Source organism: Methylobacterium sp. D53M (assembly GCF_053345625.1).
Window position 1 is genome coordinate 1 of record NZ_JBKFAL010000010.1, and the last position, 13,517, is coordinate 13,517.

General features: G+C 69.5%; 19 protein-coding genes. 12 read left to right on the forward strand and 7 right to left on the reverse strand.

Annotation, left to right across the window (positions count from 1 at the left end; all coding sequences use genetic code 11):
- Positions 1-80: 80 nt before the first annotated feature.
- From rpsJ to recA, 12 genes are all read left to right on the forward strand, one after another.
- Entirely contained in the window at positions 81-389 is a 309-nt protein-coding gene (gene rpsJ, locus ACLBYG_RS15675) for a 30S ribosomal protein S10 (RefSeq protein WP_007569268.1), read from the forward strand.
- Positions 390-440: 51 nt separating this feature from the next.
- Complete coding sequence (gene rplC / locus ACLBYG_RS15680; protein ID WP_020094259.1) at positions 441-1,166, forward strand: 50S ribosomal protein L3; 726 nt, start codon at positions 441-443, stop codon at positions 1,164-1,166.
- Complete coding sequence (rplD, locus tag ACLBYG_RS15685; protein ID WP_020094258.1) at positions 1,166-1,786, forward strand: 50S ribosomal protein L4; 621 nt, start codon at positions 1,166-1,168, stop codon at positions 1,784-1,786. The genes rplC and rplD overlap by 1 nt, the downstream gene beginning before the upstream one ends.
- A complete protein-coding gene (locus ACLBYG_RS15690; RefSeq protein WP_020094257.1) occupies positions 1,783-2,079 on the forward strand; it encodes a 50S ribosomal protein L23 in 297 nt (98 codons plus the stop codon). The genes rplD and ACLBYG_RS15690 overlap by 4 nt, the downstream gene beginning before the upstream one ends.
- A 25-nt stretch (positions 2,080-2,104) precedes the next feature.
- The gene (gene rplB / locus ACLBYG_RS15695; protein ID WP_020094256.1) at positions 2,105-2,941 is read left to right on the forward strand and encodes a 50S ribosomal protein L2; all 837 of its coding nucleotides are present in this window, start codon (positions 2,105-2,107) and stop codon (positions 2,939-2,941) included.
- 5 nt (positions 2,942-2,946) lie between these two features.
- Complete coding sequence (gene rpsS, locus ACLBYG_RS15700) at positions 2,947-3,225, forward strand: 30S ribosomal protein S19 (protein WP_012319190.1); 279 nt, start codon at positions 2,947-2,949, stop codon at positions 3,223-3,225.
- A gap of 1 nt (position 3,226) precedes the next feature.
- Positions 3,227-3,613: a 50S ribosomal protein L22 gene (gene rplV / locus ACLBYG_RS15705; protein ID WP_012319191.1), complete on the forward strand. Its 387-nt coding sequence runs from the start codon at positions 3,227-3,229 to the stop codon at positions 3,611-3,613.
- A 10-nt stretch (positions 3,614-3,623) separates the two neighbouring features.
- A complete protein-coding gene (gene rpsC / locus ACLBYG_RS15710; RefSeq protein ID WP_012319192.1) occupies positions 3,624-4,370 on the forward strand; it encodes a 30S ribosomal protein S3 in 747 nt (248 codons plus the stop codon).
- 11 nt (positions 4,371-4,381) lie between these two features.
- Positions 4,382-4,795, forward strand: a complete 414-nt coding sequence (gene rplP / locus ACLBYG_RS15715) for a 50S ribosomal protein L16 (protein WP_012319193.1) — start codon at positions 4,382-4,384, stop codon at positions 4,793-4,795.
- A 12-nt stretch (positions 4,796-4,807) separates the two neighbouring features.
- Positions 4,808-5,023 (forward strand): 50S ribosomal protein L29, encoded by a 216-nt coding sequence (rpmC, locus tag ACLBYG_RS15720; RefSeq protein ID WP_020094255.1) that lies wholly within the window; start codon positions 4,808-4,810, stop codon positions 5,021-5,023.
- A gap of 21 nt (positions 5,024-5,044) precedes the next feature.
- The gene (rpsQ, locus tag ACLBYG_RS15725) at positions 5,045-5,308 is read left to right on the forward strand and encodes a 30S ribosomal protein S17 (protein ID WP_020094254.1); all 264 of its coding nucleotides are present in this window, start codon (positions 5,045-5,047) and stop codon (positions 5,306-5,308) included.
- Between the two features lie 516 nt (positions 5,309-5,824).
- On the forward strand, positions 5,825-6,886 hold the full coding sequence (gene recA, locus ACLBYG_RS15730; protein WP_373866322.1) for a recombinase RecA: 1,062 nt from the start codon (positions 5,825-5,827) through the stop codon (positions 6,884-6,886).
- A gap of 123 nt (positions 6,887-7,009) precedes the next feature.
- Here recA and ACLBYG_RS15735 read toward each other — a convergent pair whose 3' ends face one another.
- The 7 genes from ACLBYG_RS15735 to flgB form a co-directional block, all read right to left on the reverse strand.
- Positions 7,010-9,805, reverse strand: coding sequence for a hybrid sensor histidine kinase/response regulator (locus ACLBYG_RS15735; protein WP_082558137.1), 2,796 nt, complete (start codon positions 9,803-9,805; stop codon positions 7,010-7,012).
- A 179-nt stretch (positions 9,806-9,984) separates the two neighbouring features.
- Positions 9,985-11,052, reverse strand: coding sequence for a flagellar biosynthesis protein FlhB (flhB, locus tag ACLBYG_RS15740; protein ID WP_132367463.1), 1,068 nt, complete (start codon positions 11,050-11,052; stop codon positions 9,985-9,987).
- Positions 11,053-11,105: 53 nt separating this feature from the next.
- Complete coding sequence (gene fliR / locus ACLBYG_RS15745) at positions 11,106-11,867, reverse strand: flagellar biosynthetic protein FliR (protein WP_042675345.1); 762 nt, start codon at positions 11,865-11,867, stop codon at positions 11,106-11,108.
- A gap of 51 nt (positions 11,868-11,918) precedes the next feature.
- Complete coding sequence (gene fliQ, locus ACLBYG_RS15750; protein WP_012319200.1) at positions 11,919-12,185, reverse strand: flagellar biosynthesis protein FliQ; 267 nt, start codon at positions 12,183-12,185, stop codon at positions 11,919-11,921.
- A 48-nt stretch (positions 12,186-12,233) separates the two neighbouring features.
- Entirely contained in the window at positions 12,234-12,548 is a 315-nt protein-coding gene (fliE, locus tag ACLBYG_RS15755; protein ID WP_012319201.1) for a flagellar hook-basal body complex protein FliE, read from the reverse strand.
- A 44-nt stretch (positions 12,549-12,592) separates the two neighbouring features.
- On the reverse strand, positions 12,593-13,000 hold the full coding sequence (flgC, locus tag ACLBYG_RS15760; protein WP_020094248.1) for a flagellar basal body rod protein FlgC: 408 nt from the start codon (positions 12,998-13,000) through the stop codon (positions 12,593-12,595).
- 65 nt (positions 13,001-13,065) lie between these two features.
- The gene (gene flgB, locus ACLBYG_RS15765) at positions 13,066-13,467 is read right to left on the reverse strand and encodes a flagellar basal body rod protein FlgB (protein ID WP_056533882.1); all 402 of its coding nucleotides are present in this window, start codon (positions 13,465-13,467) and stop codon (positions 13,066-13,068) included.
- Positions 13,468-13,517 lie beyond the last annotated feature (50 nt).

Here is a 13,517-nt window from a genome sequence, read left to right on the forward strand (position 1 = left end):
GCTCGAGCAAGCATCCTTAGCAGGGCGCGGCGGGGTGAAGGCCTCGCGTACCCCGCCGTCCCTCTCAAGGTTCCAGGATCATGAACGGTCAGAATATCCGCATTCGCCTCAAGGCGTTCGATCACCGCATCCTCGATGCGTCGACCAAGGAGATTGTCTCCACGGCCAAGCGTACGGGCGCGACCATCCGCGGCCCGATCCCGCTCCCGACGCACATCGCCAAGTTCACCGTGAACCGCTCGCCCCACATCGACAAGAAGTCGCGCGAGCAGTTCGAGATGCGCACGCACAAGCGGGTGCTCGATATCGTCGATCCGACGCCTCAGACCGTGGACGCGCTGATGAAGCTCGACCTCGCCGCTGGCGTGGACGTGGAGATCAAGCTCTGAGTCCGCTGAGGACTTAGAGCTTACCGTTTCATCGCGCGAGGGAGAGAACCTATGCGCTCAGGCGTCATCGCACAGAAGGTCGGCATGACCCGCGTCTTCACGGACGCGGGGGAGCATGTCCCCGTCACCGTGCTCAAGATCGATCAGTGCCAGGTGGTTGCCCACCGCACCGTCGAGAAGAACGGCTACGTCGCGCTGCAGGTCGGCGTCGGCAAGGCCAAGGTCAAGAACGTCTCGGCCGCCGAGCGGGGTCGCTTCGCGGTCGCCAAGGTCGAGCCGAAGAAGAAGCTCGCCGAGTTCCGCGTGTCCGAGGACGCGCTGATCCCGGTCGGCGCCGAGATCACCGCGGACCACTTCATCCCCGGCCAGTTCGTGGATGTCACCGGCACCACGACCGGTAAGGGCTTCGCCGGCGGTATCAAGCGCTGGAACTTCGGCGGCCTGCGCGCCACCCACGGCGTGTCGATCTCGCACCGCTCGATCGGTTCGACCGGCGGCCGCCAGGATCCGGGCAAGACCTTCAAGAACAAGAAGATGCCGGGTCACCTCGGCGTCGAGCGGGTCACCACTCAGAACCTGCGCGTCGTGCGCACCGATCCCGAGCGCGGCCTGATCCTGGTCGAGGGCGCGGTCCCGGGCGTCGCCGGCGGCTGGATCCAGATCCGCGACGCGGTGAAGCGCAAGCTCCCCGCCGACGTTCCGCTGCCGGGCAAGTTCCGCGAGAACGGCGCCTCCGCCCCGGCGACCGAGGCCCCTGCGGCTGAGGAGACCGCGTGATGAAGCTCGATATCAAAACCCTCGACGGTGCCGGCGCCGGCTCGGTCGAGCTGAACGAAGAGATCTTCGGCCTGGAGCCGCGCGCCGACCTGCTGCAGCGCATGGTCCGCTGGCAGCTCGCCAAGCGGCGCGCCGGTACCCACGCCGTGCAGAACCGCTCGGACGTGAACCGGACCCGCAAGAAGCTCTACAAGCAGAAGGGCACCGGTAACGCCCGCCACGGCGCGGCCTCGGCGCCGCAGTTCCGCGGCGGCGGGCGCGCCTTCGGCCCCGTGCCGCGCGACCACAGCCACGACCTGCCCAAGAAAGTCCGTGCGCTGGCCCTGCGCCACGCCCTGTCGGCCAAGGCCAAGGCCTCGACCCTGATCGTCGTCGACGACATCAAGATCGAGGATCACAAGACCAAGGGTCTCATCGAGCGCTTCGGCAAGATGGGCCTCTCGAACGCGCTGATCATCGGCGGTGCCGAGGTCGACGTGAATTTCGGCCGGGCCGCCCGCGCCATCCCGCAGATCGACGTGCTGCCCGTGCAGGGCATCAACGTCTACGACATCCTGCGCCGCGACACGCTCGTCCTGACGAAGGCTGCCGTCGACGCGCTGGAGGAGCGTTTCAAATGAGTGCCGATCCGCGCCACTACGACATCGTCGTCTCCCCGGTCATCACCGAGAAGGCGACCAACCTGACCGAGCAGAACAAGGTCGTCTTCCGCGTCGCCCCCAAGGCGACGAAGCCTCAGATCAAGGAGGCCGTCGAGAAGCTGTTCGACGTGAAGGTCACGGCCGTGAACACCCTTGTCACCAAGGGTAAGAAGAAGATTTTCCGCGGTCTCCGCGGACAGCGCTCCGACGTGAAGAAGGCGATCGTGACCCTGGCCGAGGGCCACTCGATCGACGTCACGACCGGGCTCTGAGGACGGGATTTAGGGATCCAAGCCGATGGCCTTGAAGACATTCAAACCGGTCACGCCGAGCCTGCGCCAGCTCGTGCTCGTCGACCGCCGTGAGCTCTACAAGGGCAAGCCGGTGAAGGCGCTGACGGAGGGCAAGTCGTCCTCCGGCGGTCGTAACAACCTGGGTCGCATCACCGTCCGCTTCCGCGGCGGCGGCCACAAGCGCGTGCTGCGCAACGTCGACTTCAAGCGTCGCGAGCAGCTCGGCGTCGCCGCCACGGTGGAGCGGATCGAGTACGATCCGAACCGCACGGCGTTCATCGCGCTGATCAACTTCCCCGACGGGAAGCAGAGCTACATCCTGGCCCCGCAGCGCCTGCAGCCGGGCGACAAGGTGGTGGCCGGCGAGAGCGTCGACATCAAGCCGGGCAACGCCGCTCCTGTCGGCTCGATGCCGGTGGGCACGATCGTCCACAATGTCGAGCTGAAGATCGGCAAGGGCGGCGCGATCGCCCGCTCGGCCGGCAACTACGCGCAGATCGTCGGCCGCGACCAGGGCTACGTGACGCTACGCCTGAACTCGGGCGAGCAGCGCCTGGTCCACGGCCAGTGCTTCGCCAGCGTCGGCGCGGTCTCGAACCCGGACCACATGAACATCTCGCTCGGCAAGGCCGGGCGCAACCGTTGGCTCGGCAAGCGCCCGCACAACCGCGGTGTGGCGATGAACCCGGTCGACCATCCGCACGGCGGCGGCGAGGGTCGCACCTCGGGCGGCCGCAACCCGGTCACGCCCTGGGGCGTGCCCACCAAGGGGAAGAAGACCCGGTCCAACAAGCGGACCGACGTGTTCATCCTGTCCAGCCGCCACAACCGCAAGAAGTAATCGCTATGGCACGCTCTCTCTGGAAGGGGCCGTTCGTCGACGGCTATCTCTTCAAGAAGGCCGAGGCGGCGCGGGGCTCCTCGCGCTCCGAGGTCATCAAGATCTGGAGCCGCCGCTCCACGATCCTCCCGCAGTTCGTCGGGCTCACCTTCGGTGTGCACAACGGGCAGAAGCACATCCCGGTCTACGTCACCGAGGAGATGGTCGGGCACAAGTTCGGCGAGTTCTCGCCGACCCGCACCTTCCCGGGCCACGCGGCCGACAAGAAGGCGAAGAGGCGCTGAGATGGGCAAGCAAGCCACCCCCCGCGCGCTCCCCGAGAACGAGGCGAAGGCCGTCGCGCGCATGCTGCGCGTCAGCCCGCAGAAGCTCAACCTCGTGGCGCAGATGATCCGCGGCAAGAAGGTCGACACGGCGCTCGCCGAGTTGCAGTTCTCGCGCAAGCGGATCTCGACCGAGGTCAAGAAGTGCCTCGAGAGCGCCATCGCCAACGCCGAGAACAACCACGACCTGGACGTCGACGACCTCGTCGTGTCCCAGGCCTTCGTGGGCAAGGCGCTGGTTCTCAAGCGTTTCCACGCCCGCGCCCGCGGCCGCGGCGCGCGCATCCTGAAGCCCTTCTCGAACCTCACCATCGTGGTTCGCGAAGTCCGCCAAGCCGAAGCGGCTTGAGGAGGATCTGATGGGTCAGAAAGTCAACCCGATCGGTCTCCGGCTCGGCATCAACCGGACCTGGGATTCCCGCTGGTTCGCCAACAAGGGCGACTACGCGAAGCTCATGCACGAGGACGTCGCGATCCGCGCCGCCCTCATGAAGCAGCTCAAGCAGGCGGCGGTCTCCAAGATCGTCATCGAGCGCCCGCACCGGAAGTGCCGGGTCACCATCCACTCGGGCCGTCCGGGCGTGGTGATCGGCAAGAAGGGCGCGGACATCGAGAAGCTGCGCAAGCTCGTCGGCACGATGACCAAGGCCGACGTGACCATCAACATCGTCGAGGTGCGCAAGCCCGAGATCGACGCCACCCTGGTGGCCGACTCGATCGCCCAGCAGCTCGAGCGCCGCGTCGCCTTCCGGCGCGCCATGAAGCGGGCCGTGCAGTCGGCCATGCGTCTGGGCGCCGAGGGCATCCGGATCAACTGCTCGGGCCGTCTCGGCGGCGCCGAGATCGCCCGCCAGGAATGGTACCGCGAGGGGCGCGTCCCGCTGCACACGCTGCGCGCCGACGTCGACTACGGCACCGCTACGGCGTTCACGACCTACGGGACCTGCGGCATCAAGGTGTGGGTGTTCAAGGGCGAGATCCTCGAGCACGACCCGATGGCCCAGGACAAGAAGGCCCAGGAAGAGGGCGGCCGCTCTGGCGGACGCCGTGAGCGCGATGGCGAGGGCGGCCGCGAGCGCGGACGCCGCGAGCGCGAGCACGCGTAAGGTAGGAAGCCATGCTGCAACCGAAAAAGACCCGCTTCCGCAAGCAGTTCAAGGGCCGCATCCACGGTGCGGCCAAGGGCGGCTTCGAGCTGAACTTCGGCCAGTTCGGCCTGAAGGCGGTGGAGCCCGAGCGCGTCACCGCCCGCCAGATCGAGGCGGCCCGCCGCGCGATCACCCGCGAGATGAAGCGCCAGGGCCGCGTCTGGATCCGGGTGTTCCCGGACGTCCCGGTGTCGTCGAAGCCGACCGAGGTCCGCATGGGCTCCGGTAAGGGCGCCCCGGATTACTGGGCGGCCCGGGTCCATCCCGGCCGGATCATGTTCGAGGTCGACGGCGTTGCCGAGAACATCGCCAAGGAGGCGCTCCGCCTCGGCGCCGCGAAGCTCCCGATCCGCACGCGGGTCGTCCAGCGCATCGCCGACTGAACGGAGGATATCGTGAAGTCGACCCAGAGACTGTCTGATCTGAAGGCGCTGTCGCCGGATCAGCTGAATGACGAGCTGATCAACCTCAAGAAGGAGCAGTTCAACCTGCGCTTCCAGGGGGCCACCGGCCAGCTCGAGAACGTCGCCCGCGTCCGCGAGGTCCGTCGCGACATCGCCCGTGTCCGGACTCTGCAGCGTTCCAAGACGCTGCAGCAGGCCAAGGGCTGAGGCGGGTTTTAGGAGACAACCATGCCGAAGCGCATCCTTCAGGGCACCGTCGTCAGCGACAAGGGTGAGAAGACCATCGTGGTGAAGGTGGAGCGCCGCTTCACGCACCCGGTGATGAAGAAGACCGTGCGGCGGTCGAAGAACTACCACGCGCACGACGAGGGCAACGTCGCCAAGGTCGGGCAGACGGTGTTCATCGAGGAGTGCCGTCCGTTCTCCAAGACCAAGACCTGGAAGCTGGTCGAGGGCGAGGCCGCCCAGGCCGAGGCCGGCGAGGCCGCCTGATCCCGGGATCCCGGCGGCTGCGGTCTCCGCGTCCGCCAGACTCTCGCCCGCGGCGTCGCGGGATGGTGCCTCCTCTGGGGTGACCATCCCGGGGATGCCCGGCGACCGGTACGACGAACGCCCGGACGCAATTCGACTCGCGAGAGCCGGATTCGTGCCGGGCGTCGTCGTTTTCGGCCGCATGTCTGGCGGTTGGGTCCCGGTCGCCGGCGGGCCGAGCCTGGTGCGGGACCGCGGGAGGCGTCGCCATTGCGGCTGGCGGCCGTCCCGTCCGGCGGGTTGTGTCGGCATTCGTACGGGGCCTGGCGGCCGATTACCGGATTGGATTGCTGTCGCGGGGCATCCGGGTGTCGAGCCGGGATTTCGTGACTTGCGTGCAGCAAAACCGCGTTCCGGCCTTGCTGGTGGAGAACAAAACGGGTACATGGAGGCGGTGGCGACGCGCGTTGTGAACTGCGTCCAACCCCTTCATAAGGAGCCCGCCAGATGGCCCAGCCCGCATTGAAAGTGGTCGACATGCCCCCGGTGGACAAGGACAAGTCCAAGGCGATCGACGCCGCCCTGTCTCAGATCGAGCGCGCCTTCGGCAAGGGCTCGATCATGCGGCTCGGCAAGAGCGACAAGGTCCAGGAGGTCGAGACCGTCTCGACCGGCTCGCTGGGCCTCGACATCGCGCTGGGCGTCGGCGGCCTTCCCCGTGGCCGCGTGATCGAGATCTACGGTCCCGAATCGTCCGGCAAGACGACGCTGGCGCTCCACACGATCGCGGAGGCCCAGAAGAAGGGCGGCGTCTGCGCCTTCGTGGATGCCGAGCACGCCCTCGACCCGGTCTACGCCCGCAAGCTCGGCGTGAACCTCGACGACCTGCTGATCTCTCAGCCCGACACGGGTGAGCAGGCGCTCGAGATCACCGACACGCTGGTGCGCTCGGGCGCCATCGACGTGCTGGTGGTCGATTCGGTGGCCGCGCTGACCCCGCGGGCCGAGATCGAGGGCGAGATGGGCGAGAGCCAGCCGGGCCTCCAGGCCCGCCTGATGAGCCAGGCCCTGCGCAAGCTGACCGGCTCGATCTCGCGCTCGAACTGCATGGTCATCTTCATCAACCAGATCCGGATGAAGATCGGCGTCATGTACGGCAGCCCCGAGACGACCACGGGCGGCAACGCCCTGAAGTTCTACGCCTCGGTGCGCCTCGATATCCGCCGCATCTCGACGCTCAAGGACCGCGACGAGGCGATCGGCAATCAGGTTCGCGTCAAGGTGGTGAAGAACAAGGTCGCGCCGCCCTTCAAGCAGGTCGAGTTCGACATCATGTTCGGCGAGGGCGTGTCGAAGGTCGGCGAGCTGATCGACCTCGGCGTGAAGGCCGGGATCGTCGAGAAGTCGGGCGCCTGGTTCTCGTACAACAGCCAGCGCCTCGGCCAGGGCCGCGAGAACTCGAAGGGCTTCCTGCGCGACAACCCGAAGATCGCGGCCGAGATCGAGGGCTCGATCCGGCAGAATTCCGGTCTGGTCGCCGAGAAGATCCTTGAGAACGCCGCGCCGACGGCGGACGATCTCGACGAGGGCGAGGCCTAGGCCGCGCCGCCGCGGGCCGGCGACGGCGCGCGGCGGACCTGGCGACGTTCGAAGATGCGCGGCCCCGGAGTCTCTCCGGGGCCGCTCTTCGTTGAGCGACGGTGACCGGACGCGGCGGGCCGGTCAGTCCGCCATCGTCTTCTTCACGGTCTCGACGAGCTGCTTCAGGCTGAAGGGCTTGGGCAGGAAGTTGAAGGTCTCGCCCTCGGGCAGGTTCTTGCGGAACGCGTCCTCGGCGTAGCCGGACACGAAGATCACCTTCAGGTCGGGCTGATGCTTGCGCACCTCCCGCAGGAGCGTCGGGCCGTCCATCTCGGGCATGACCACGTCGGAGACGACGAGATCGATGGTCTGCGCGCCCTCGCGGACGATCGCCAGGGCCTCGAGGCCCGAGGCCGCCTCCAGCACCGTGTAGCCGCGGGCCGAGAGCGCCCGGCTGTTGACCGCCCGCACCGGGTCCTCGTCCTCGACGAGCAGGATGGTCCCCTGCCCCGTATGATCGGCGGCGGGCTTGCGCGGCGCCGGCTTGTCGACCTTGGCGGGCGGCGTCTCCCCCTTCGGCACAGCGGCGTCGCCGCCCGCGGCCGGCGCGGTGACCGGCTTGGCGTCCGACCCGGAATCGGGATGGGCGGTGGTGGAAGCCGGCGCGAGCGGCTCCGCGCGCGGCAGTGCCGGCTCGGCCGCCGCGACCGGCACCTCCTCGGGCTCCGCCACGGGCACGTGACGCGGCAGGTAGATGCGGAAGGCCGTGCCCTCCCCGACCTTCGACTGGACGTCGATGGTGCCGCCGGACTGCTTGACGATGCCGAACACCGTCGAGAGCCCGAGGCCGGTGCCCTTGCCGATCTCCTTGGTGGTGAAGAACGGCTCGAAGATCTTCTCCATCAGCTCGGGCGGGATGCCCTGGCCGGTGTCGCGCACCTCGATCAGCACGTGGTCGCCCGCCGGCGCCCCGCCGCGCCCCTCCGCACCGGCGGCCGCCCCCGGATCGGAGACGTTCTCGGTACGGATCATCAGCTTGCCGCCCTCCGGCATGGCGTCGCGGGCGTTGACCGCGAGATTGACGATCACCTGCTCGAACTGGTTGACGTCGGCCTTCACGGGCCAGACCTCGCGGCCGTGCTTCAGCTCCAGCGCGACGCGCTCGCCGAGGAGCCGCTTGAGGAGGAGGGTCAGCTCGGAGAGCGCCTCCCCGACATTCATCACCTCCGGGCGCAGCGTCTGCCGGCGGGAGAACGCCAGGAGCTGGCGGACGAGGCCCGCCGCCCGGTTGGCGTTCTGCTTGATCTGCATGATGTCCTGGAAGGCCGGGTCGGTCGGCCGGTGGCTCGCGAGCAGCAGGTCCGAGTAGCCGATGATCGCCTGCAGGACGTTGTTGAAGTCGTGCGCGATGCCGCCGGCGAGCTGGCCGACCGCGTTCATCTTCTGGGCCTGGGCGACCTGCTGCTCCAGCTGGCGCTGCGCCGTCGTGTCGAGGGCGTAGAGGATCACCCGCTCGGCCTCGTCGGTCTGCTGGCCGGCATCGCCGCCGTCGGCCGGGCTGAGCCAGACCCGGGCCGAGCGGCCGCCGGGCCCGTTGAGCTGGACCTCGATGGGCTCCGGATCCGTCCGCCCGCTCGCGGCGCGGGCGAGCCCGGCCTCCAGGGCGGTCCGGTCGGCCACCGAGTCGGCGACGTTGGGCTCGACCCGCGGGACACCCTCCCCGTCCGGGGCGCCGTCGTCGGCCTGCCGCGGGACCGTGCCGAACAGGCGCGTGAACGAGGCGTTGGCGCGGGCGATCCGGCCGCCGCTGTCGAGGGTCGCGATGGCGATCGGCGAGTTGTTGAGAAAGCGGGCGAGCCGGACCTCGGCGGCGCGCTGCGGCTCGTCGGTCTCGGCCCCGGCGGAGCGGTTGATCACGAAGGTCCGCGACGAGCCGGGCTTGCCGTCCTTGCCGAAGGCGACCCGGTGGTAGAGCCGGACCGGCAGGGTGTGGCCGTTGCGGCGGCGCAGATCGAGGTCGAAGCGGTCGGTGCGGACCTCGCCCGGCAGGCCGGCCGTGCGCACGAGAACGTCCGCCTCCGGGGCGATCTCGGTGAGGTGCGGGCCGCCGGGGCCGACGCTGGCGAGGTCGTAGCCGAGCCAGGCCGCCAGGGTCGCGTTCATGTAGACGATGGCGCCCGCCGGATCGATCGACAGGAAGCCCGCCGGGGCGTGGTCGAGGTAGTCGATGGCGTGCTGGAGCTCCTGGAAGACGTTCTCCTGCCTCTCGCGCTCGGCGGTGATGTCGGCCACCGTCCAGAGGGAGGCCGCCCGGCGCGGGCGCGCGAGGGGCCGCACCGAGACCCGGTACCAGCCGAAGCCGCGCTCGCCGGCCGTGGGCCCGAGGGGCGGCGACATCCGCACCTCCTCGGTGTGGGCCCGGGCGTCGCGCGAGGCCTGCGACAGGCGGTAGACCGCCTCGGAGACCTCCGGAGAGCCGACGAGGATGCGCTCCACCGGCACGAGGTTGGAGAAGGTGTCGCCGCTGGCGATCCGGAGATAGGCCTCGTTGGCGTAGATCAGCCGGCCGCCGTCCTCGACGACAAGCTGGCCGTCCGGCGAGGCGTCGACGATGCCCTTGGTGATGTCGTCCCGGGCGGCGCTGCCGCTGAGCTGGAGCGCCCCGATGGCGAGGGCGAACAGGAAGAACACGCCCGCCATGGCCAGCAGGGCCAGCAGCCAGACGATCAGCGACTGGGCCTGCTCGTTGGCCACGAAGGACAGGCCGATGGCCGCGCCGACCAGCAGGCCGGCGAGCACGAGGAGCAGGCCGACCCGGCCCGGCTGTTCCGAGCGGTCGATCGAGCCCGTTCCGAGCAGGGACGAGGCCTGCGCGACCGGGGGACCCGAATTCTGCGGGCCCGCGGCGGGCGCCGGAGGTCCAGTGACGTCGGCCATCGGCTTCATTCCAGAACAGTCACCCGGTTAGTCCGCCGGCCATATCAGGACATGCGGGGCGCGGCATCAGTCTCGTCGCGCCAAGCCTTGACACAGCCTCGCGAAAAAAGGTGGAGGAAGCGTGGCTTTCGCCCGCCCGGGCGTTCGGCGAGACGGCGCGGCGCGCGGATGGCGCGGGGCTACGCCGCCCGTCTCCGCAGGCGCAGCACGAACCCGATGACCTCCGCCACCGCGCGGTAGTGCTCGGCCGGGATCTCCCGGTCGATCTCCACGGTGGCGTGGAGCGCCCGGGCGAGCGGCGGGTTCTCGATCACCGCGACCCCGTGCTCGGCCGCCACCGCGCGGATGCGCAGGGCGAGCGCGTCGACGCCCTTGGCGACGCAGACCGGCGCGGCCATGCCGGTCTCGTAGCGCAGCGCCACCGCGTAGTGGGTGGGGTTCGTCACCACGACGGTGGCGGTGGGGACCGCGGCCATCATGCGCTTCTTCACCCGGGCCATCCGGAGCTGCTTCAGGCGCCCCTTCACCTCGGGATTGCCCTCCGACTCCTTCATCTCCTGCTTGAGCTCCTCCTTCGACATCCGGTGGCGCTTGCGCCAGCGGAACCGCGCGTAGAGCGCGTCGCCGAGGGTGATCGCGAGGTGCATGCACAGCATGCCGGCGAGCAGCTTCAGGCTGAGGGACAGGATCGCCGGCATGGAGGCGGCCGGGTCCAGCTGGGCGAACACTTCCAGCCGGTCGCGGTCGTTCCACAGCATCACCGCGCCGACCAAGCCAACGGCGGCGATCTTCGCTAGCCCCTTGCCGAACTGGAACAGGGCCTCGACGCCGAGGAGCCGCTTCACGCCCGCCATCGGCGAGAGGCGCGAGAATTTCGGCATCAGCGTCTCGGCGGAGAAGACCAGCGGGTGCTGCAGGAGCCCCGCGGCCAGCCCGGCCACGACCGCCAGCCCGACCGGCACCGCCACCGCCTGGAGCCACAGCCACAGGCCGCGCGTCATGGCCGCCTTCATGGCCGTGGCGTCGTCCGGGAGGGTATGGGCGTTGGCGAGGTAGGCCTTGAGCCCGTGCAGCAGGTTCGAGGCGATGGTCGGGGCCGCGACCAGCAGCGCCAGGGTGAACGCGGCCAGTATCGCGAAGGTGTTGATCTCGGTGCTGGTCGCGACGTCGCCGCGCTCGATCGCCTGATCGAGCCGTCGTTGGGACGGCTCCTCGGTCTTGTCCTCGTCGTCGGTATCGTCGGCCATCGCGCGTCGGGCTCAGAGCGTGGGCATCGTCGGGGCACGGGCGGTCCGGCCGCTCAGCGGCCGACGTAATCCCCGAGATACCGGCCCAGGTCGTCCAGGAAGACGCCCATCATGACGCCGAGGCAGCCCATCAGCAGCAGCATGCCGATCAGCACCGAGGCCGGGACCGCCAGGAAGAACACCTGCATCTGGGGCATCAGCCGCGACAGCACGCCGAGACCCAGGTTGAACAGGATCCCGAAGGCGATGAACGGGCCGGCGATCTGCACCGCCAGGGTGAAGCCCCGGGCCAGCGCCTTCGTGGCCAGCATCAGCGCGTCCGAGAAGGACGGCACGCCGTCGGGGGGCAGCACCACGTAGCTGCGGGCCACGCCCTCGATGGCGAGATGGTGCAGGTCCGCGGCGAAGATCAGCGTGATCCCGAGCAACGACAGGAAGTTGCCGATCGCCACCTGCTGGCCGCCCTGGCTCGGATCCACCGTCATCGCGTAGGACAGCCCGACCTGCGCCGAGATGATCACCCCGGCGGTCTGAAGGGCGGCGAGGATCATCCGCACCGTGAGGCCGAGCACCAGCCCGATGATCGTCTCGCCGAACAGGAGCCCGATCAGCCGCGGGCCGGCCACGCCCTCCGTGCCGCCGAGCAGCGGGCGCACGGTCGGGAACAGCACCAGGGACGTGAGCAGCGCGAAGGCGAGGCGCAGGCGCGGCGACACCGTCTGCTCGCCGATCCCCGGCATCAGCATGATCAGCGTGCCGATGCGCGCGAAGGTGATCAGGTAGGCCGAGGCGATGCCGGGCAGTAGCAGGTTCATCGCGGCCCCTATGGCACGCGGGGGCCGCGCCTGTCCCGGCCGGCGGGCGCATCAGCCGCCGGCCGCGATGCGGGCGGCGATGCGGGTCATGTAGCCGGCCATGGCGTCGCCCATGAAGGGCAGCATCAGCAGCAGCGCGGCGAACACCGCCACGACCTTGGGCACGTAGATCAGCGTCTGCTCCTGGATCTGCGTCAGGGCCTGGACCAGGGACACGGCGAGGCCGACCGCGAGCGCGACCAGCATCAGGGGCCCGGCCACCTTGAGGAACACGAAGATGCCGTCGCGGGCGATGTCGAGGATGGCGAGACCGGTCATGGGGGTGCGCTCAGTGCGGGGGGAGCGGGCGGGAAAACGGTCGGCCGGTCAGATCTGCATCCGCATGATCTCCTCGTAGGCGGAGATCATGCGGTCGCGCACCGCCACCATGGTCTGCAGGGCCGTCTCGCTCTCGGCGACCGCGGTGACCACGTCCACGACGTTGGCCTTGCCGGCGGCCGCGGAGACGGCCTGGGAATCGGCCCGACGGCCGGCATCGCCGACGCTGTCCAGGGTCTGCCCGAGCATCTGCATGAAGTCGGTGCCGGTGCCGGTCGTCGGCTGCACCCGGGGGGCGGGCCGGCCGCCGGCGAGGCCCTGGACGGCCGCGTAGGCACCCGCCGCGAAGTTGCTCGAAGCCATCGCCATGCGTCCTTGCTAAGCGGTCCTGCCGCGGGCTTCGGGGGTCACTTCAGGATGCCGAGGGTCTGCGCCAGCATCTTGCGAGTGGCGCTGATCATGTTGAGGTTCGCCTCGTAGGAGCGCTGGGCCTCCCGCAGGTCCATGTTCTCGATGAGCGCGTTGACGTTGGGCATCTGCACCACGCCCTGGGCGTCGGCCGCGGGGTTGCCGGGCTCGTACTTGGTCCGGAAGGCCGACGGGTCGCGCCTGACGCGGCCGGCCTCGACGAGCTTGGCACCGGTCTCGTCGTCGAGGTGGCTGGTGAAGGTCGGGATCTTGCGGCGGTAGGGCTGCGCCCCGGCGGAGGCCGGCGCGGAATCGGCGTTGGCGATGTTCTCGGCGATGATGCGCATCCGGCCCGACTGGGCCTTGAGGCCCGCGGCCGCCACCGCCAGCGACTTCGTGAATTCCATGGCTCAGGACCCTCCCGCTGCCGCGACCCCGCGGCCGTCGGCGCTCCACATTCGGCCGTCGCGCGTCAGCTCTTGCCGATCGCGATCTTCAGGGTGGTCAGGCTGTGCTGGTACAGCGAGGCGGCGAGCTGGTAGTCCGCCTGGTTCTCGCCGGCCTTCATCATCTCGTCCTCGAGGTTGACGCCGTTGCCGCTGGGCCGGACCTCGAAGCCCTTGGCGCGCTTGGAGTCGGCGCCGACCGTCTGACCGGGCGGCGCCATGTGGCCCGCGCTCGTGAGCGTCAGGCCGGAGCCGCTGGTGGCGAGGGCGCCGGTCGCCCGGTCGAAGCGCGGCTCCACGAGGTCGCGGGGCTTGAACCCCGGCATGTCGGCGTTGGCGACGTTCTCGGCGATCACGCCCTGGCGCGCCTGCGCCCATTGCATCCGCGTGCGCAGCATGCTCAGCACGGGCAGATCGGTGAGGGCCATGGTCGCCTCCGGGATGGCGTGGCCGCGCCGGGACGAGCGGGCTCGGCAAA